Origin of the sequence: Streptomyces coeruleofuscus, from assembly GCF_039532725.1 — a bacterium.
GTDB lineage: Bacteria > Actinomycetota > Actinomycetes > Streptomycetales > Streptomycetaceae > Streptomyces > Streptomyces coeruleofuscus.
Genome location: NZ_BAAASE010000011.1, coordinates 225,033 through 243,632 on the forward strand (window position 1 = coordinate 225,033; position 18,600 = coordinate 243,632).

An 18,600-nucleotide genomic window follows, 5' to 3' on the forward strand; every position below is an offset into this window, starting at 1 on the left:
CTCCGTCGGAAGCCGAGCCCGGTCACGGTTCTCCTGGTGTGCCAACGACTGGGAGGAGTTCACGTGCGGAACCGACGCGCCTGGTCTGCGACGCGAACGGTGGTGGCGGGGCTGGCCTGCGGGGTGCTCGCACTCGCGCTGCCGGGCGCCCACGCCAGTGCCGGGGAGGACCGTCCCGCGGGAGCGACGTCCGACGCGTCGGCCATCATCGAGTGGATGCGCACGGCGGAGACCACCATCGAGGCCGAGGCCCGCCCGGGCCCGGCCGAGATGTTCATCTGGGAGGCGTACGTCTCCACCGCCGTCTACAACGCCGTCGTCGGCATCGAGGGCCGCTTCACCCCGTACAAGTGGGACGGGCGGGCACCTCGTACGGCCTCGTCCGCGGCGGCTGCCGCCTCGGCGGCCCACCAGGTGCTGCGCCACCACTTCCCCGGGGCCGCGCCCCGGCTGGACACCGCCCTGACCGGCACGCTCGCGAAGATCCCCGACGGCGAGGCCGAGGACCGGGGCGTCGCGTTCGGGAAGTCCGCCGCCGACCACATCATCGACCTCCGCCGCGATGACGGCCGCGGCGCGTCCGTGCCGTTTCCCGCGCGCCCGCGCCCCGGCGTCTGGCGCCCCACCCCGCCCGGACACGAGCCCTTCGCCAGCGCCTGGATCGGCAGGGTCCGGCCGCTGCTGCTGGACTCCCCGCACCAGTTCCGCCCCGGCCCGCCGCCGGCGCTCCGCTCCGCCCGGTACGCGAGGGACCTCCACGAACTGGCGGCCTACGGAGGCCGGACCGGCTCGCACCGGACCCCCGAACAGACGGACACGGCACGGTATTTCACCAACCTGGACCTGCAAGGGGCTCTGGGCGACCACGCACCCGGCACGGATTCGACATCGCCGAGACGGCACGCCTGTACGCGGCGGCCAACACGGCACAGGCCGACGCCGTCATCGCCGCCTGGGACGCCAAACTCCACTACGGCGCCTGGCGGCCCGTCACCGCCATCCGGGAAGCGGACACCGACGGCAACCCGGCGACCCGGGCGGACCGGCACTGGGAGCCGCTGCTCGTCACCCCGGCGCACCCCGACTACCTCAGCGGCCACGCCACCATGGGCGGTGCGCTGATGCGCATGCTGACCGGGATCCTCGGCACCTCCCGCGTCGACCTGCACATCCGGTCGACCACCACCGGCGCCTCCCGCCACTACCGCTACGCCCACGCGTACGAGCAGGGCGTCGTCGACGCCCGGGTCTGGGGCGGCATCCACACCCGGACGGCCGACGAGGTGGGCAACGCCACCGGCCGCCGGCTCGCCGCCTGGGCATTGCGGAGGTACTTCCGCCCCGTCCGCTGAAATCAGACACCTCAAGATCGGCCACTTCTGAAAACGATTGTCATCATGCTACGGTCATGGCGCGTTCAACCATTTACCAGGCCTTGACCGAGGTGTCCCCGTGCGCGTCCCCGCCCGACTCATCCCCCTGGCCGCCGTCACCGCGGCCTCCGCCCTGCTCACCGGCTGTTTCTCCGGTGGGCAGTCGGCCACGGACGACTCCGGGGCAGGGGGCAAGCGCGTACGCGTCGCGATGATGCAGCCACCCCGCTCGGGGCTGTCGCCGTTGTCGGACGACGCCTTCAAGCTGTCGCGCTGGTCCACGGCGGAGACCTTGGTGAAACTGGACGCGGACGGTGACGCCGAGCCGGCGCTGGCCACCGAGTGGGCCCAGTCCGGCCGGAACTGGACCTTCACCCTGCGCGACGGCGTCACCTTCCACGACGGGACGAAGCTCACCGCCGAAGCCGTCGTCAACTCCCTCACCAAGGCCGCCGCAGCCTCCCCCAAGCCCCGCATTCTCGACGGCGTGGACCTGACCGTGAAGGCCGACGGCGACAAGGTCACCGTCACCACCGCCACCGAGGACCCCCTGGTCCCGCAGCGGCTCAGCTCCCCGCAGCTGTCGATCCTGGCCGCCAAGGCCTACCAGGGGAAGACCGTCAGTCCCGTCGGCGCGGGCACCGGTCCCTTCGAGCTGACGAAGGTCAACGGCACCTCCTCCGCCGCCCTCGACCGCTACGACGATTACTGGGGGAAGAAGGCCAAGGCCCCCGGCATCGACGTCCGGTTCGTGCCGGACGGCACAGCCCGGGCCGCGGCCCTGCGCAGTGGCGAAGCCGACATCGTCGAGGCGGTGCCGGTGTCGCAGGCCGCCGTCCTCGACCAGGACCTGATCACCGAGGTCCCGATGCCGCGCACCAACACCCTGTACCTCAACACCGAGAAGGGCCCCTTCAAGGACGCCGCGGTGCGGGCGGCGGCCCGTGAGGCGATCGACGCCGAGTCGATCGTGAAGGGCGTGTACGAGGGGCGCGCCGACGTCGCCGAGGGGCTGCTCGGCCCCGCCCTGCCGTGGGCGGCCGAGTTGCGCAAGCCGGTGCGGCGGGCCGAGGCCGGCGACCCGGCCGGCAAGACGATCACCATCGGCACCTTCACCGACCGCGCCGAGCTGCCCGAGGTCGCCGCCGCGCTGCAACAGCAGCTCCAGAAGGCCGGGTTCAAGGTGAAGCTCGACGCCCGCGAGTACGCCAACATCGAGTCCGACGCGCTGGCGGGCCGGTTCGACGCGTTCATCCTCTCCCGCGCCACCGTCCTCGACTCCGGCGACCCGGCCGCCTATCTCTACAGCGACTTCGCCTCCGACGGCTCCTTCAACATCGCCCAGCTCGCGGACCCGGCCGTGGACAAGGCCCTGAAGAAGGCCGGCGAGACGCCGACCGGCGACGCCCGGCGCAAGGCGGTCGTCGCCGCCGAGGCCGCCGTACTCGGCACGGACGCGGCCGTGCCCATGCTGCACGAGCGGGTGATCCAGGGCGACGCCTCCGGTGTGACCGGTGCCGCCCACGACCCGCGCGAGCGGGAGCTGGTCACGGCGGACACCTACGTCAAGTGAAGGTCCCCATGAGGCGGTTGGCGGACGCCGCCACGCTGACCCGTCTCCTCTGCCTCATCGCCGTCCTGGCCGCCGTCGGCCTGCTGCCCTGGCTCTCCGGCAGGGACCCGGCACTGGCCGTGCTGCGGGCCCGCTCCGCCGAGCAGGACCCGACCGAGGAAGCCCTGGACTCCGTACGACGGGACCTCGGTCTCGACGCCGGCCCGCTGTCCCTGCTGGGCGGCTGGGCCTCGGACCTGCTGCGCGGTGACCTCGGCACGTCCTGGGTCTCGGGCACCGAGGTCCTGCCCTCCGTGGTCTCCGGGATCCAGGTGTCGCTGGCGCTGATGGGCGCCTCGCTCGGCGTGGCACTGCTGCTGGCGTGCGCGCTGGTGGCGCCCGTGCTGGTGCGGGGCCGGGCCTCGGCCGGGGCGTGGGCCGCGATGCTGGCCGCCGTGCCCGAGTTCCTGCTGGCCACGGTCGCGCTGCTGGTGTTCGGGGTGTGGCTGGGGTGGCTGCCGACGTCGGGCTGGGTGGGGCCGGAGAACATGGTCCTGCCCGCCGTGGCCCTCGGTGTCCCCGGCGGCGGGCTGCTCGGCCGGCTGGTCGCGGACGCGCTGCCCGCCGTGCTCGACGAGCGGTGGGTGGAGCTGTGGCGGGGCGCCGGGGTGAGCCGGGCGCGGATCGCCGGGGCGGCCCTGCGGCGCGTCCTTCCGCCGCTGGTCCCGCAGTTCGGGATGGTCGCCGTGGGGCTCACCGGTGGCGCGGTCGCCGTGGAGACGGTCTTCGCCGTGCCGGGCATCGGCCGTACCGCGCTCGGCGCGGCCAAGTCACAGGACCTGCCCCTGCTCCAGGGGGCGGTGCTGGCGCTGCTCGCGCTGGGCCTGGTCACGGGCGCGCTGGCGGCGCTCGCCCGGCGGCGGCTGCTGGGCCCGGCCCTGCGCGACGCCTCGCTGTCGCTGCCTCCGGCACGGCCGGTGCGCGCCCATCCCGCGATCCCGTTGTCGCTGTTCACCGTCCTCGCCGTGACCATCGGCTGGGGTCTGCTGCGCGACCCGTACGCCGTGAACACCATGGACCGGCTGGCCGCGCCCTCCTGGGCGCATCCGCTGGGCACCGACGGTCTCGGCCGTGACGTGCTCGCCCGGCTGGGCCACGGCGCCGCCTCCACGGTCGGCACGGCGGCGGCCGTCTGCCTGCTGAGCCTGCTGATCGCGCTCGCCCTGGGCTTCCTGCCCCGGATCGCGGAGGGCGCGGCGGACATCGCCAACGCCCTGCCCCCGGTGATCGTCGGCATCCTGGTCGCGGCGGCCGCCGGTCCCGGCACCGGCGGCGCGGCCCTCGCGGTCGCGCTGATCTCCTGGCCGGCCCTGTCCGCGCACGCGGCGGCGCTGGTGCAGGAGGTGCGTGCGTCGGCGTTCCTGACCGCCCAACGGGCCATCGGGGCGAGCCCGTTCTGGATCCTCACCCGGCACGTCCTGCCGTCCGTGGCCGCCCCGGTCGCCCGCCACGCCCTGCTGCGCCTGCCGGGCATCGCCCTGGCCCTGGCCTCGCTGGGCTTCCTGGGCCTGGGCGCCCAGCCGCCCGCCCCCGAGTGGGGTCTGCTGCTCGACGAGTCCCGCGCCTATGTGGAACGCGCCCCGTGGGCGGCCCTCGCCCCGGCGGTGGCGCTGGCCCTGCTGGCGGGACTGGCGGTGTCGGGCGCGGCACTCACCCAGGGCCGGAGGGTACGGCGGCGCGCCACCCCGGCTCCGGTCAAGAAGGAGGCCCCCGTTGGAGTCTGAGCCACTGCTGTCGGTGCGCGAGCTGCGGATCGCCTTCGACGGGGCCGAGGCCGTGCGCGGCCTGTCCTTCGACGTCCGTCCCCGCGAAGTGCTGGCGATCGTCGGCGAGTCGGGAGCGGGCAAGTCCCTCACGGCCCGCGCCCTCCTCGGCATGCTGCCGCGCGACGCGACCACGAGCGGGACGATCCGCCCGGACCTCTCGGCCCACCGCGGCCGCCGCATCTCCCTGGTCCCGCAGGACGCCCTGTCGGCGCTGTCCCCCGTGCACCCGGTGGGCGACCAACTGGCCGCCGCCGTACGGTCGGTGGCCGGCGTCTCCCGCAAGGAGGCCCGGGCCCGGGCGGTCGCGGCCCTGGACCGGGTGGGCATCCCGGACGCGGCCCGCAGGGCGCGGGCGTATCCGCACGAGTACTCCGGCGGCATGCGGCAGCGGGCCGTGATCGCCATGGCCACGATCAACGAACCGGACATCGTGGTCGCCGACGAACCCACCACCGCCCTCGACCAGGAGCGCCGCGACCAGGTGCTGCGGCTGCTGGCCGAGCAACGGGAGGCGGTCGGCGCCGCGCTCGTCCTGGTCACGCACGACATGGACGTCGTGCGGGGCCACGCGGACCGGGTGCTGGTCATGTACGCCGGACGCCTCACCGAACTCGGCGCCGCCGACGAGGTGCTGACCCGCCCCCGCGCCCCCTACACGGCCGGACTGCTGGCGTCCCTCCCGCAGAACGCGCCCCCGGGCCGTCGCCTCCCCGCCCTGCGCGGCACCCCGCCCGCCCCGGGCGCCCTTCCGCCGGGCTGCGCCTTCGCACCGCGCTGCCCGCTCGCGGCGGACCCCTGCCGCACGGCGGAACCGGAGCCCCAGCAGGTTTCCGGCCGCCTGGTCGCCTGCCACCGCTGGGAGGAACTCCCCCACCCGGCCGCCGAGTTGTTCCTGAAGGAGCGGCAGCCCGCATGAGCGAACCCCTGCTCGACGTCCGCGACCTGGTCGTCCGCTACGGCACGGTCACCGCCGTGGACGGCGTCTCCTTCTCCCTGGCGGCCGGCGAGACCCTCGCGCTGAACGGCCCGTCCGGCTGCGGCAAGTCCTCCACAGCTCTGGGGGTGCTCCAGCTTCGCCGCCCGACGAGCGGTGAAGTCCGCTTCGAGGGGCGGGAGTTGACATCCCTCACCGAATGCGAGCTGCGCCCGCTGCGCCCCCGTATGCAGCCCGTCTTCCAGGACTCGTACGGCTCGCTGAGCCCCCGCCACCGCATCCGCGACGCCGTCGCCGAACCCCTGAAGGTCCAGGGCCGCTGGGATCCCGCCGACGGCCCGGCCCGGGTCACCGAGCTCCTCGACCGGGTCGGTCTGGACCCCGCGTACGGTGACCGGCACCCGCACGAGCTCTCCGGCGGCCAGTGCCAGCGCGCCGGTATCGCCCGCGCCCTGGCATCCGAACCGCGGCTGCTGGTGCTCGACGAGCCGGTGTCGTCACTCGACCCGTCGGTACGCGCGGGCGTGCTGAACCTGCTCGCCGATCTCCAGGACGACCTGGGCCTCGGCTACCTGTTCATCTGCCACGACCGGGCGGTCGTACGGCACTTCGCGGACCGGGTCGTCGAGATGCGCGAGGGGCGCGTCGGCGTCACTTCGGGGTAGCGGCCTCGATCACCTGGCGGAGCCCCTCGGCGAGCTGCCCGGCCTCGGGCGCGCTCTTCGGATCGAAGGTCCACTGCGCCATGACCCCCATCATCAGGGTCAGATAGAAGTAGCCGAGGGTGTCGACCTTCTCCTCGGGGACGTCGTCCTCGTTCCCGCCGTGGAAGAGCGTGACGATGCCGCGCGCCCCGCCCCGCTGGGCCTGCGCGAGATGCTCCCGCACCTCCGGCAGCTGGTCGCCCATCGCCACGATCTCCATGCTGAGCCGCCACATCGACCCGGGCTCCCGCATGGTCGCGATGATGTTCGACCACACTTCGGCGAACCGCTCCAGCGACCCGGGCTCCCCGCTCAGCTCACCGCCACCCTCGAAGGCGTCGGACATCCCCTCCACCATCTCGACGTACGCCCGCGCCAGCAGCGCGTCCTTCGAGCCGTAGTGGTAGCCGATCGACGCCAGGTTGGTCCCGGACTCCTTGACGATGTCGCGCGCGGTCGTGCGCACGAACCCCTTCGCCAGCAGGCAGCGCTTGGCGCCTTCGAGCAGATCCTCACGGTGTCCCATGGCGTCTCACCCTACCCCCGCATCCATACATACGTCCCAGACGCACGTCTTATACGGCCGTACTAGACAAGCGTATAAGACGCTCGTACAGTCCTGCTCATGACGACGAACCCCAACTCCCCGGTGCGCGCCGGCCGCCGCGAATGGACCGCTCTCGGCGTGCTGATGCTGCCGCTGCTGCTGGTCTCGATGGACGTCTCGGTCCTCTACTTCGCGGTCCCGGAGATCGGCGCCGACCTGGAGCCCACCGGCACCCAGCAGCTGTGGATCTTCGACATCTACGCCTTCGTCCTGGCCGGCCTGCTGATGACGATGGGCGCGCTGGGCGACCGGATCGGCCGCCGCAAGCTGCTGCTGGTCGGCGCCGCCGCCTTCGGAGCCGCCTCGCTGGCCGCGGCGTACGCCGACAGCGCCGAGGCCCTCATCGCGGCCCGCGCCGTCCTGGGCATCGGCGGCGCCACCCTGATGCCGTCGACGCTGGCGCTGGTCCGCACGATGTTCACCGACCCCGCGCAGCGCGCGAAGGCGATCGCCCTGTGGTCAGGTGTGATGACGGGCGGCGTCGCGCTCGGCTCGGTGATGAGCGGCGTGCTCGTCGAGTACTTCTGGTGGGGCTCGGTCTTCCTGGTCAACCTGCCCGCGATGGCGCTGCTGCTGGTCCTCGGCCCGATCCTGCTCCCCGAGTCGAGGAACCCCGCTCCGGGCCGCTTCGACCGGCTGAGCGTGCCGCTGTCGATGGCGGCGGTGCTCCCGGTGATCTACGGCCTGAAGGAGATCACGTCGGACGGCTGGAACGTCCGGTACGTCGTCTCGATCACCGTCGGCCTGCTCTTCGCCGCCCTGTTCGTCCACCGCCAGCGCACGTCGGCCTCACCCATGATCCCGCCCGCGCTGTTCCGCGGCCGGGGCTTCGGGCCGGCCGTCGTCCTGAACCTGCTCGCCCTGTTCGGGATGATGGGCTCGGCGTTCTTCACCACGCAGTACATCCAGTCGGTGCTCGGCAAGAGCGCGATGGAGGCCGCGCTGTGGGCCCTGCTGCCGTCGGTGCCGATCGGCATGGCGGCCCCGCTGGCGGCTCGGCTGGTCCAGAAGGGCGTCGCCCGCGCCACCGTCGTCGCGGCGGGCTTCACGATCTCCGCGAGCGGTTACGGCCTGCTGGCCGTCGCCGGTACGGAGTCGATGGGGCTGGTGCTGGCCGCGTGCGGGGTCCTGGCCTGCGGGGTCGTCATGGCGACGACCCAGATCATGGACCTCGCGATGGGCGCCGCCCCGGTGGACCGGGCCGCGACCGCCTCCTCCCTGATGGAGACCGGCGCGGAGTTCGGCGGGGCCCTCGGGATGGCGGTCCTGGGGTCAATCGGTACGGCGGTCTACCGCCACGAGATCCCCGCCTCGGCACCGGCCCCCGCCCACGAGACGCTGGGCGCCGCCCTGGCCGTGGCAGACCAGCTGCCGGGACGCGCGGGGGACGTCCTGGCGGCGGCGGCACGGGAGGCCTTCACCAGCGGAATGCGGGGCGCCGCCCTGGCCGGGGCGGTGACGCTGCTGGCCGCGGCCGTCCTGGCGGCGGTCACGCTGCGGCGGGTGCCCTCGCACGACAACGCCGGACGAGCTGATCGACTCAGCCCGTCCGGCGTTTGAGGACGAGTCCGTTCAGGACGAACGGGGGGTCCGGGGGCGGCAGCCCCCGGAATGCATCAGACCAGGTTCACCGAACGGGCCGAGGTCGCGCCGATCTCCGCCGCCACTTCGGCCAGCACACCGGAGGTCACCGTGTCGTCCACCGTCAGCACCGCCAGCGCCTCGCCGCCGGCCACGGACCGCGACACCTGCATGCCGGCGATGTTGATGCCCGCCTCGCCGAGGATGCGGCCGACCGTGCCGACGACACCCGGCCGGTCCTCGTACCGCAGCACCACCATGTGGTCGGCGAGCGCGAGGTCGACGTCGTAGTCGCCGACGGCGACGATCTTCTGGAGGTGCTTGGGGCCGGCCAGCGTGCCGGAGACCGACACCTCCTCGCCGTCGGCGAGGGTGCCGCGCACGGTGACGACGTTGCGGTGCTCGGTCGCCTCCGAGCTGGTGGTCAGCCGCACCTCGACGCCGCGCTCCTGGGCGAACAGCGGGGCGTTGACGTACGACACCGTCTCGTCGACGACGTCCTCGAAGACACCCTTGAGGGCGGACAGCTCCAGCACCTTCACGTCGTGCTGGGTGATCTCGCCGTACACCTCGACGTCGAGGCGGACCGCGACCTCGCCGGCGAGCGCGGTGAAGATCCGGCCCAGGCGCTCGGCGAGCGGCAGACCGGGCTTGACGTCCTCGGCGATGACCCCGCCCTGCACGTTCACCGCGTCCGGCACGAGCTCACCGGCGAGCGCGAGACGCACGGAGCGGGCGACGGCGATGCCGGCCTTCTCCTGCGCCTCGTCGGTGGAGGCACCGAGGTGCGGGGTGGCGACGACCTGGTCGAACTCGAAGAGCGGGGAGTCCGTGCAGGGCTCCTTCGCATACACGTCGAGACCGGCACCGGCGACCCGGCCCTCCTTGAGGGCGGAGTACAGCGCCTCCTCGTCGACGATCCCGCCGCGCGCGGCGTTGACGATGCGCACGCTCGGCTTGACCTTGCGCAGCGCCTCGTCGCCGATCAGGCCGAGGGTCTCGGGGGTCTTCGGCAGGTGGACGGTGATGAAGTCGGAGACCTCCAGCAGCTCGTCCAGCGACAGCACCTTGACGCCCATCTGCGCGGCGCGCGCGGGCTGCACGTACGGGTCGTAGGCGACGACCTTCATGCCGAAGGCGGACATGCGCTGCGCGACGAGCGCGCCGATGCGGCCGAGGCCGACGACACCGAGGGTCTTCTCGGCCAGCTCCACGCCCGTGTACTTGCTGCGCTTCCACTCGCCGTTCTTCAGCGCGGCGTTGGCCTGCGGGATGTTGCGGGCGGTGGCGAGGAGGAGACCGCAGGCGAGCTCGGCGGCGGTCACGATGTTCGAGGTGGGGGCGTTGACGACCATCACGCCGGCCTTGGTGGCGGCGGAGACGTCCACGTTGTCCAGGCCGACGCCGGCTCGCGCGACGACCTTGAGCTTTTTCGCGGCGGCGATCGCCTCGGCGTCGACCTTGGTGGCCGAACGGATCAGGATCGCGTCCACCTCGGCGATGGCCGGGAGCAGCTCGGCCCGGTCCGCGCCGTTGCACTGCCGGATCTCGAAATCCGGGCCCAGCGCGTCGACGGTGGCGGGCGACAGCTCTTCAGCGATGAGTACGACTGGTTTCGAGCTCACGTGAGTCCTCACAAGTCCAATACTGCGGACGGCCGTCCCGACGGCCGCAGGCGGTGGAGGGGTGCATGCCGCGTGGAAGACGCACGACGCTGTGGGCCTGACGCGTATATATGCAGCAGTGTAGTGGTGCAACGGTGGGCGTCTCACGCCTGCGCGGAAGGATCACCCGGACGAGAAAGGGCCCGGCCGCGGCGTCGGTGCCGCGGCCGGGCCCAAAGGCTCACGCCTCCTCGTCGACCCAGCTCATGAGCTTGCGCAGCTCCTTGCCGGTGGTCTCCAGCAGGTGCTCGGAGTCCTGCGTCTTGTACTCGTTGTACTTCTTCAGACCGCCGTGGTACTCGTCCATCCAGGTCTGGGCGAAGGTGCCGTCCTGGATCTCGGCGAGCACCTTCTTCATCTCGGCCTTGGTGGCGTCCGTGATGATGCGCGGGCCGGTGACGTAGTCGCCCCACTCGGCGGTCTCGGAGATCGACCAGCGCATCTTCTCCAGGCCGCCCTCGTACATGAGGTCCACGATCAGCTTCAGCTCGTGCAGGCACTCGAAGTAGGCGATCTCCGGCTGGTAGCCGGCCTCCGTCAGCGTCTCGAAGCCCGCCTTGACCAGCGCGGCCGTACCACCGCAGAGGACGACCTGCTCGCCGAAGAGGTCGGTCTCGGTCTCCTCGGTGAAGGTCGTCTTGATGACGCCGGCGCGGGTGCCGCCGATGCCCTTGGCGTACGACAGGGCCAGCGCGAAGGCGTTGCCCGTGGCGTCCTGCTCGACGGCGGCGATGCAGGGAACGCCGCGGCCCTCCTCGTACTGGCGGCGCACCAGGTGGCCCGGGCCCTTCGGGGCGACCATGCAGACGTCCACGCCGGCCGGGGGCTTGATGAAGCCGTAGCGGATGTTCAGGCCGTGGCCGAAGAACAGGGCGTCGCCGTCGCTCAGGTTCGGGGCGATGTGCTCCTCGTAGACCTGGGCCTGGATCGGGTCCGGGACGAGGATCATGATGACGTCGGCCTCGGCGGCGGCCTCCGACGGCGTCACCACGCGCAGGCCCTGCTCCTCGGCCTTGGCCTTGGACTTGGAGCCCTCGTGCAGACCGACGCGCACGTCGACACCCGAGTCACGGAGCGACAGCGCGTGGGCGTGGCCCTGGCTGCCGTAACCGATGACCGCGACCTTGCGGCCCTGGATGATGGACAGGTCGGCGTCGGCGTCGTAGAACAGCTCGGCCACTTTGGGTTCTCTCCTCGGGAGTGCAGGTGTTGCGTCCCACCGTATGACGGGGGGCGGAAGGGAAGCTTGAGGGTCTCGGAATACGGGCGGCCGACGGCGCGCCGACCGCCCGTTCTCCGTCTTACGCCGACCGGTCCAGGGCGCGCAGCGACCGGTCCGTGATGGAACGGGCACCGCGGCCGATGGCGATCGTGCCGGACTGGACGAGCTCCTTGATGCCGTACGGCTCCAGCATCTTGAGCATCGCGGACAGCTTCTCGCCGGAGCCGGTGGCCTCGATGGTCACGGCCTCCGGGGAGACGTCGACGGTCTTGGCGCGGAACAGCTGGACGATCTCGACGATCTGGGAGCGCGTCTCGTTGTCGGCGCGCACCTTCACCAGAACGAGTTCGCGCTGCACCGCCTGCGTCGGCTCCAGTTCGACGATCTTGAGCACGTTGACGAGCTTGTTGAGCTGCTTGGTCACCTGCTCCAGCGGCAGGTCCTCGACCCCCACGACGATGGTGATCCGGGAGATGTCGGGGTGCTCGGTGACGCCGACGGCGAGCGAGTCGATGTTGAAGCCGCGGCGGGAGAACAGCGCGGCGATCCGGGCGAGGATGCCGGGGGTGTTCTCCACCAGGACGGAGAGCGTGTGCTTGGACATGATCTCTTCGGTCTCTCTCGCTCAGTCGTCTTCGTTGTCGCCGAAGTCGGGGCGGACGTCCCGGGCGGCCATGATCTCGTCGTTGGAGGTGCCGGCGGCGACCATCGGCCAGACCATCGCGTCCTCGTGGACGATGAAGTCGACGACGACCGGGCGGTCGTTGATCGAGTTCGCCTCCTCGATCACCTTGTCGAGGTCGTCCGGGGACTCGCAGCGGATGGCGTAGCAGCCCATGGCCTCCGACAGCTTCACGAAGTCGGGGACGCGGGTGCCGCGGGCCTGCGGGTTGACGTCGTCCGGGCCGGAGTGCAGCACCGTGTTGGAGTACCGCTGGTTGTAGAAGAGGGTCTGCCACTGGCGGACCATCCCGAGGGCGCCGTTGTTGATGACGGCGACCTTGATCGGGATGTTGTTCAGGGCGCAGGTGGCGAGCTCCTGGTTGGTCATCTGGAAGCAGCCGTCGCCGTCGATCGCCCAGACCGCCTTGTCCGGCGCGCCGGCCTTGGCGCCCATGGCGGCCGGGACGGCGTAGCCCATGGTTCCGGCGCCGCCGGAGTTCAGCCAGGTGCCCGGCTTGTCGTACTCGATGTAGTGCGCGGCCCACATCTGGTGCTGGCCGACACCCGCGGTGAAGATCGTGCCCTCGGGGGCGAGCTGTCCGATGCGCTCGATGACCTGCTGCGGGGAGAGCGAGCCGTCGTCGGGCTGGTCGTAGCCGAGCGGATAGGTCTCGCGCCAGCGGTTCAGGTCGTTCCACCACATGCCGTAGTCGCCCTGGTGGCCCTCGCTGTGCTCCTTCTGCACGGCCTGGACCAGGTCGGCGATGACCTCGCGGGCGTCACCGACGATCGGCACGTCGGCCGCGCGGTTCTTGCCGATCTCCGCCGGGTCGATGTCGGCGTGGACGATCTTGGCGTGCGGGGCGAAGCTGTCCAGCTTGCCGGTGACGCGGTCGTCGAAGCGGGCGCCGAGGGCGACGATCAGGTCGGCCTTCTGCAGGGCGGTGACGGCGGCCACCGCGCCGTGCATGCCGGGCATGCCCAGGTGCTGCGGGTGGTTGTCGGGGAACGAGCCGAGCGCCATCAGGGTGGTGGTGACGGGCGCGCCGGTGAGCTCGGCGAGGACCTTCAGCTCGGCGGTGGCCTTGGCCTTGATCACGCCGCCGCCGACGTACAGCACGGGCCGGCGGGCCTGGGTGATCAGCTTGGCGGCCTCGCGGATCTGCTTGGCGTGCGGCTTGGTCACCGGGCGGTAGCCGGGCAGGTCCATGGCCGGCGGCCAGGAGAAGGTCGTCTTCGCCTGGAGGGCGTCCTTGGCGATGTCGACCAGGACCGGGCCGGGACGGCCGGTGGAGGCGATGTGGAAGGCCTGCGCGATCACCCGAGGGATGTCATCGGCCTTGGTGACGAGGAAGTTGTGCTTGGTGATCGGCATGGTGATGCCGACGATGTCCGCCTCCTGGAAGGCGTCCGTGCCGATCGCCTTGGAGGCCACCTGTCCGGTGATCGCGACCATCGGCACCGAGTCCATGTGCGCGTCGGCGATCGGCGTGACGAGGTTGGTCGCGCCGGGGCCCGAGGTCGCCATGCAGACGCCGACCTTGCCGGTGGCCAGCGCGTACCCCTCGGCCGCGTGACCGGCTCCCTGCTCGTGACGCACCAGGACGTGACGCACGCGGGTGGAGTCCATCAGCGGGTCGTACGCCGGAAGGATGCAACCACCGGGAATGCCGAATACCGTGTCGGCGCCGACCTCCTCGAGGGAGCGGATGAGGGACTGCGCGCCCGTCACCTGCTCGGGGGCGGAGTGCTGTCCTCCGGATCGGGGCCGGGGCTGCGGGTGATGGGCCCCGGTGGCCTGCTCGGTCATCGGCATTCTCTTCTCAGATGCTGAGGGTTTTTTGCGAAGGTTGTACGGTTTTCGGCTGTTGCACGGAAGGCGCCCGTGCAACAAAAAACCCCTCGTGCCATAAGGCAAGCGAGGGGAGCGCGCCGGGTGCGGTCGCTGAGCGGTCGAGGCTCAGCGTCAGCCGACGCGCTTTCCAAGTACGAGAATTCGGGTGCGCATGGCACAGACCCTCTCCCCGGCACGCACTCACTGTCAAGTGGGTGGGACGGGAGTCTCATTATGTGAGCGGAGGACCGTACCGCCTCCGATGACGGCGGACACACCCGAGCTGTACACCCGCGGGGCGCCGCCCGCGAACGCCGGTTCGGCCGGTTCGTGCGGCACCGGATAGTGGCCGGAAGCGAGCGCCCGGCGCAGCCGGTACTCGTCGAGCGGCCCGGAGAACGCCATGCCCTGCCCGTGCGTACAGCCCATCGCCCGCAGGGCGACGACCTGCTCGGGCAGATCCACCCCGTCGGCCACGGATGTCAGCCCGAGGTCGCCGGCGATGCGCAGCAGCCCACTGGTGATCTTGTGCAGGCGGGCGGACTCGACGACGCCCTCGACCAGACTGCGGTCGAGCTTGAGGATGTCGACGGGCAGCCGCCTGAGGGCCGTGATCGCCCCGTAGCCGCTGCCGAACCCGTCGAGCGCGATCCGGACACCGGCCCGCCTGAGGGCACCCAGCCGCCGCTCCAGCTCGTCCAGGCCGGCCCTGGGGTCGGCGTCGGACAGCTCGATGACCAGCGACCCGGACGGCAGCCCGTGGCGCGTGAGCAGCGCCTCGATCGTGCCGAGCGGCATCGACTTGTCCAGCAGCCGGCGGGCGCTCATCCGGACGACGACCGGCGCGGGCAGCCCGGTCGCGTGCCGCTCGGCGGCCTGCTCGACGGCCTCCTCGATCATCCACCGGCCCAGTTCCGCGGTCTTGTCGCTGTCCTCGGCCACCCGCAGGAACTCCGCGGGGGTGAACAGCACCCCCTGTGAGGAGCGCCACCGCGCCTGCGCGGACACCGATGCGATCCGGCCGTCCTCCAGGGACACCACCGGCTGGTGCACCAGGGTGAACTCGCCGTCGTGCAGCGCGGCCCGCAGGCGCGTGGCCAGCTCCGCCTTCCGTACGACGTCCTGCTGCATCTGCGGCTTGTACAGCTCGACGCGGCCCTTGCCGCCGGCCTTGGCCCGGTACATGGCCAGGTCGGCGTTGCGCAGCAGCTCGCCCGCGCCGAGGCCCGGCTCGGCGAAGGCCACGCCGATGGAGGCGTTGACACGGACATCGTTGCCGTCGATGACGTACGGCTGGGACAGCGTCGTCCTGAGACGGTCGGCGAGCTCCAGTATGTGCCGCTGCCGGGCCTCGCGGTCGCGGGTGTTGTCCCCGACGATCAGGGCCGCGAACTCGTCCCCGCCCAGCCGGGAGGCCGTGTCGCCCTGCCGGACGGAGTCCTGGAGCCGGCGGGCGGCCTGGACGAGCAGCTCGTCCCCGGCCTGGTGCCCGATGGTGTCGTTGACGGCCTTGAAGCCGTCGAGATCGATGAACAGCACGGCCGTGTTCCGCAGGGCCACGCCCCGGTCGGAGGCACGGCGGCCCGAGAGGGCGTGCTGGACGCGCTTGGTGAACAGGGCGCGGTTGGGCAGGTCCGTGAGCGGGTCGTGCTCGGCGTTGTGCTGCAACTGGGCCTGGAGCCGGACCCTTTCGGTCACGTCCCTGCTGTTGAAGATGAGGCCGCCGTGATGGCGGTTGACGGTCGACTCGACGTTCAGCCAGCCTCCGTCACCGGACCGGAATCGGCACTCGATGCGCGTAGTGGGTTCCTCGACCGGGTTGGCGGCGAGGAAACGCCGCACCTCGTGCACGACGCAGCCCAGATCCTCCGGGTGGATGAGACCGGCCAGTTCCGTACCCACCAGCTCCTCCGCCGGGCGGCCGTACACACCGGCGGCGGCCGGGGAGACGTACCTCAGGACGCCGCTGGGTGCGGCGATCATGATGACGTCGCTGGAGCCCTGCACCAGGGAGCGGAAGTGGTTCTCCTTCTGCGCCAGTTCCTGGGTGAGCGTGATGTTGTCGAGCAGCATGATGCCCTGGCGCACCACGAGGGCGAGCACGACCGTGCCACCGGTGAGCAGGACCACGCGGTCGACGCTGCGGCCGTTGAGGACGTTGTAGAGGATGCCCAGGGTGCACACGGCCGCCGCCAGATACGGCGTGAGGGCGGCGAGGGAGCCGGCGATGGGCCGGGCGGCCGGATACCGGCCGAGCTCGTCTCCAGGCAGCGGCGCATGATGGTGCGGGCCGCTGCGCTGACCGGGCACGTGCTCGTGCACCACGCGCGTGTGCCCCGCCGTGCTCTGCCGGTCCGGGCCGTGCCGGTCGGTGTCCGGCGTGCGGGGCGCGGCCCACGGGGCGTACGCCAGGAGCAGCGAGCCGGCGAACCAGCCCGCGTCGAGCAGCTGGCCGGAGCGGTAGTCGTGGTGCATCAGCGGTGAGGTGAACAGGGCGTCGCACATCACGGTCAGCGCGAGGGCGCCGATGGCGGTGTTGACCGCGGAGCGGTTCACCGCGGACCGCCTGAAGTGCAGCGCGAGCACCATGCTGACCAGCGCGATGTCGAGCAGCGGGTAGGCCAGCGACAGCGCGATGTGCGCCACGCTCGGCCCTCCCGACTTCGCGGCCTGGGCGAGGGCCAGGCTCCAGGCCAGAGTGAGCAGCGAGCCGCCGATCAGCCAGGCGTCGAGACCGAGGCAGACCCAGCCGGCCTTGGTGACCGGCCGCTTGGCGAGCACGAGCAGCCCGACGATCGCGGGTGGCGCGAAGCAGAGGAAGAAGAGGTCGGCGTAGCTGGGGCTGGGCACGGGCTGCCCGAGGACGACCTCGTACCACCCCCAGACCAGGTTGCCCATGGACGCCATGGCCGAGGAGAGGCCGAAGAGCAGCCAGGCGGGTCGAAAGCGGGTGCGGCGGTTGCGGGCGTAGAGGAAGCACGACACGGCGGCGGTGGCCGCCGCGGCGCTCAGCCCGAAGTCGCCCATGATCAGGGCCAGTTCGTACGAACCCCAGCCGAACGCGGAACCGACGGCGTATCCCGCGCAGACCAGGGCGAGGACGAGTTGGAGGGCCAGGCCCGGCCGGGGGCCGGGGGCCGGCATGCGGGGCAGCAGCGCCCCGGGGGACGGAGGCTGTGCCCGCAGCGCTCCGTCGAGCGTGGGTGTGGGGGTCGGCGGCGCGCTCACCGGACCCTCCCGGTCCGTGCCGCTCCCGGGTCCACCGGACCCCGGTGCGCCGGCTGGGCATGCCTTCCGCGGCCGCCGGCCCCGCGGTGGTGATGGCTGTGGTCGGTGTGGTGGTCGCTGTGGTGGGTGTGCTGCCCGCCGTGATCGGCGTGGTGACCGCGTCGTCTGCTCGCGGCCGTCCGCCAGGGTCGCCGCCGGCAGCCCCGCCCCGTCGGATCGCTCGTCCAAAGGCCGTGCATCGCCTGTCGCCCCCCTCACAGTCCTGAAGTGTCCGTCCCCGGCGCCGAACTGTCCCCGGCGCAGCCCCTGTCGGGACGATACACCAGTCTCGTCACTCAGGGACATAGGTTCTCTACGCTCCGTGACGATCACCAGATACATGAGTACCCACCGCGCCCGAAGGATTGCGGACAGTACCCGAAGTTCGGATCAGCCGGTTGGTGCACCCGTCGTAAGGATCACGTTGCGCAGCGGCTCCCGGTTCACATAACGGTTCAACTGGTCCGCCAGGAGCCGCTTGGCGCGCGGCAGGAACGCGGAGGTGGGTCCGCCGACGTGCGGGCTGATGAGTACCCCCGGCGCACGCCACAGGGGGTGTTCACGCGGCAGGGGCTCGGGGTCGGTGACGTCGAGGGCGGCGGTGATGCGGCCGCTTTCCAGTTCGGCGAGCAGCGCCTTGGTGTCGACGACGGGGCCGCGGGCGACGTTGACCAGGAGCGCGCCGTCCTTCATCCGGGACAGGAAGTCGGCCCCGGCCAGGCCACGGGTGGTTTCGGTGAGCGGCGTGGACAGGATGACGACGTCCGCTTCCGGGAGCAGCGCGGGGAGTTCGGTGAGCGGATGCACCGGCCCGCGCGCCGTGGTGCGCTCGGAGCGCGCGACGCGCGCCACCCGCGCCACCTCGAACGGAACGAGCCGGTCCTCGATGGCCGCGCCGATCGATCCGTACCCGACGATGAGGACGTTCTTGTCGGCGAGCGCGGGCCGGAATCCGGCGAGCCACTCCCCCCGGTCCTGTGCGCGGACGAAGTCGGGGACGCCGCGCAGCGAGGCCAGGATCAGCGTGAGCGTGAGCTCTCCGGTGCTGGCCTCGTGCACCCCGCGCGCGTTGCACAGCCGCACGCCCGCGGGCAGCCGGCGCAGCCCCGGCTCCACGTGGTCGATGCCGGCGGAGAGCGTCTGCACGACCTGGACCCGGCTCATCCCCGCCATGGGACGCACGCACAGGGGGCTGGGCTTCATGTAGGGGACGACGTAGAAGGCGCAGTCCGCCGGGTCCGCGGGGAAGTCCTCCTCTCCGTTCCAGAAGCGGTAGGCGGGGCCCTCGGGGAGTCCCTCGATCTCGTCCGGCGGGATGGGCAGCCACACGTCAGCAGTCATGCTCTGGAGGCTATGTCAGGAGGGTGCGACGG

At 71.9% G+C, this 18,600-nt stretch carries 14 protein-coding genes; 7 read left to right on the forward strand and 7 right to left on the reverse strand.

The features are described from left to right. Positions 1-63: 63 nt before the first annotated feature. The 6 genes from ABFX81_RS34660 to ABFX81_RS34685 all read left to right on the forward strand — a co-directional run bounded on the left by ABFX81_RS34660 (position 64) and on the right by ABFX81_RS34685 (position 6,350). Entirely contained in the window at positions 64-1,122 is a 1,059-nt protein-coding gene (locus tag ABFX81_RS34660; RefSeq protein ID WP_346139170.1) for a phosphatase PAP2 family protein, read from the forward strand. Continuing rightward, positions 1,122-1,352 carry a phosphatase PAP2 family protein gene (locus ABFX81_RS34665; RefSeq protein ID WP_346139171.1) on the forward strand — a complete coding sequence of 77 codons (231 nt, stop codon included), beginning with the start codon at positions 1,122-1,124 and terminating at the stop codon, positions 1,350-1,352. Before ABFX81_RS34660 ends, ABFX81_RS34665 begins: the two co-directional genes overlap by 1 nt. A 100-nt stretch (positions 1,353-1,452) precedes the next feature. Beyond that, on the forward strand, positions 1,453-2,946 hold the full coding sequence (locus ABFX81_RS34670) for an ABC transporter substrate-binding protein (protein WP_086844500.1): 1,494 nt from the start codon (positions 1,453-1,455) through the stop codon (positions 2,944-2,946). Positions 2,947-2,954: 8 nt separating this feature from the next. After that, entirely contained in the window at positions 2,955-4,709 is a 1,755-nt protein-coding gene (locus ABFX81_RS34675) for an ABC transporter permease subunit (protein ID WP_086844502.1), read from the forward strand. Further along, positions 4,699-5,667 carry an ABC transporter ATP-binding protein gene (locus tag ABFX81_RS34680; RefSeq protein ID WP_346139172.1) on the forward strand — a complete coding sequence of 323 codons (969 nt, stop codon included), beginning with the start codon at positions 4,699-4,701 and terminating at the stop codon, positions 5,665-5,667. The genes ABFX81_RS34675 and ABFX81_RS34680 overlap by 11 nt, the downstream gene beginning before the upstream one ends. Continuing rightward, positions 5,664-6,350 (forward strand): ATP-binding cassette domain-containing protein, encoded by a 687-nt coding sequence (locus ABFX81_RS34685; RefSeq protein ID WP_346139173.1) that lies wholly within the window; start codon positions 5,664-5,666, stop codon positions 6,348-6,350. Before ABFX81_RS34680 ends, ABFX81_RS34685 begins: the two co-directional genes overlap by 4 nt. On the opposite strand, the gene ABFX81_RS34690 is transcribed toward ABFX81_RS34685, so the two are convergent. Further along, on the reverse strand, positions 6,337-6,915 hold the full coding sequence (locus ABFX81_RS34690; protein WP_086843941.1) for a TetR family transcriptional regulator: 579 nt from the start codon (positions 6,913-6,915) through the stop codon (positions 6,337-6,339). The two genes, ABFX81_RS34685 and ABFX81_RS34690, sit on opposite strands and share 14 nt — an antisense overlap. 99 nt (positions 6,916-7,014) lie before the next feature. Here ABFX81_RS34690 and ABFX81_RS34695 point away from each other — a divergent pair, with 99 nt between their 5' ends. Further along, complete coding sequence (locus ABFX81_RS34695; protein WP_086843939.1) at positions 7,015-8,556, forward strand: MFS transporter; 1,542 nt, start codon at positions 7,015-7,017, stop codon at positions 8,554-8,556. 56 nt (positions 8,557-8,612) lie between these two features. Here ABFX81_RS34695 and serA read toward each other — a convergent pair whose 3' ends face one another. The 6 genes from serA to ABFX81_RS34725 form a co-directional block, all read right to left on the reverse strand. Further along, a complete protein-coding gene (serA, locus tag ABFX81_RS34700) occupies positions 8,613-10,202 on the reverse strand; it encodes a phosphoglycerate dehydrogenase (protein ID WP_086843937.1) in 1,590 nt (529 codons plus the stop codon). A 220-nt stretch (positions 10,203-10,422) separates the two neighbouring features. Then, the gene (gene ilvC, locus ABFX81_RS34705) at positions 10,423-11,421 is read right to left on the reverse strand and encodes a ketol-acid reductoisomerase (protein WP_086843935.1); all 999 of its coding nucleotides are present in this window, start codon (positions 11,419-11,421) and stop codon (positions 10,423-10,425) included. Between the two features lie 121 nt (positions 11,422-11,542). Then, complete coding sequence (gene ilvN / locus ABFX81_RS34710; RefSeq protein ID WP_086843934.1) at positions 11,543-12,067, reverse strand: acetolactate synthase small subunit; 525 nt, start codon at positions 12,065-12,067, stop codon at positions 11,543-11,545. A gap of 21 nt (positions 12,068-12,088) precedes the next feature. Beyond that, complete coding sequence (locus tag ABFX81_RS34715) at positions 12,089-13,936, reverse strand: acetolactate synthase large subunit (RefSeq protein WP_346139174.1); 1,848 nt, start codon at positions 13,934-13,936, stop codon at positions 12,089-12,091. A gap of 231 nt (positions 13,937-14,167) precedes the next feature. Continuing rightward, positions 14,168-17,188 carry a putative bifunctional diguanylate cyclase/phosphodiesterase gene (locus ABFX81_RS34720; RefSeq protein WP_346139175.1) on the reverse strand — a complete coding sequence of 1,007 codons (3,021 nt, stop codon included), beginning with the start codon at positions 17,186-17,188 and terminating at the stop codon, positions 14,168-14,170. A 429-nt stretch (positions 17,189-17,617) separates the two neighbouring features. Next, on the reverse strand, positions 17,618-18,568 hold the full coding sequence (locus ABFX81_RS34725) for an NAD(P)-dependent oxidoreductase (protein WP_086843930.1): 951 nt from the start codon (positions 18,566-18,568) through the stop codon (positions 17,618-17,620). Positions 18,569-18,600: the final 32 nt, after the last annotated feature.

Coding starts and splice junctions, on each gene's coding strand:
- ABFX81_RS34725 (WP_086843930.1), bottom strand. CDS start 18,568: ATGACTGCTGACGTGTGGCTGCCCATCCCGCCGGACGAGATCGAGGGA.
- ABFX81_RS34675 (WP_086844502.1), top strand. CDS start 2,955: ATGAGGCGGTTGGCGGACGCCGCCACGCTGACCCGTCTCCTCTGCCTC.
- ABFX81_RS34685 (WP_346139173.1), top strand. CDS start 5,664: ATGAGCGAACCCCTGCTCGACGTCCGCGACCTGGTCGTCCGCTACGGC.
- ABFX81_RS34690 (WP_086843941.1), bottom strand. CDS start 6,915: ATGGGACACCGTGAGGATCTGCTCGAAGGCGCCAAGCGCTGCCTGCTG.
- ilvN (WP_086843934.1), bottom strand. CDS start 12,067: ATGTCCAAGCACACGCTCTCCGTCCTGGTGGAGAACACCCCCGGCATC.
- ABFX81_RS34665 (WP_346139171.1), top strand. CDS start 1,122: ATGCGCATGCTGACCGGGATCCTCGGCACCTCCCGCGTCGACCTGCAC.
- ABFX81_RS34715 (WP_346139174.1), bottom strand. CDS start 13,936: ATGACCGAGCAGGCCACCGGGGCCCATCACCCGCAGCCCCGGCCCCGA.
- ABFX81_RS34695 (WP_086843939.1), top strand. CDS start 7,015: ATGACGACGAACCCCAACTCCCCGGTGCGCGCCGGCCGCCGCGAATGG.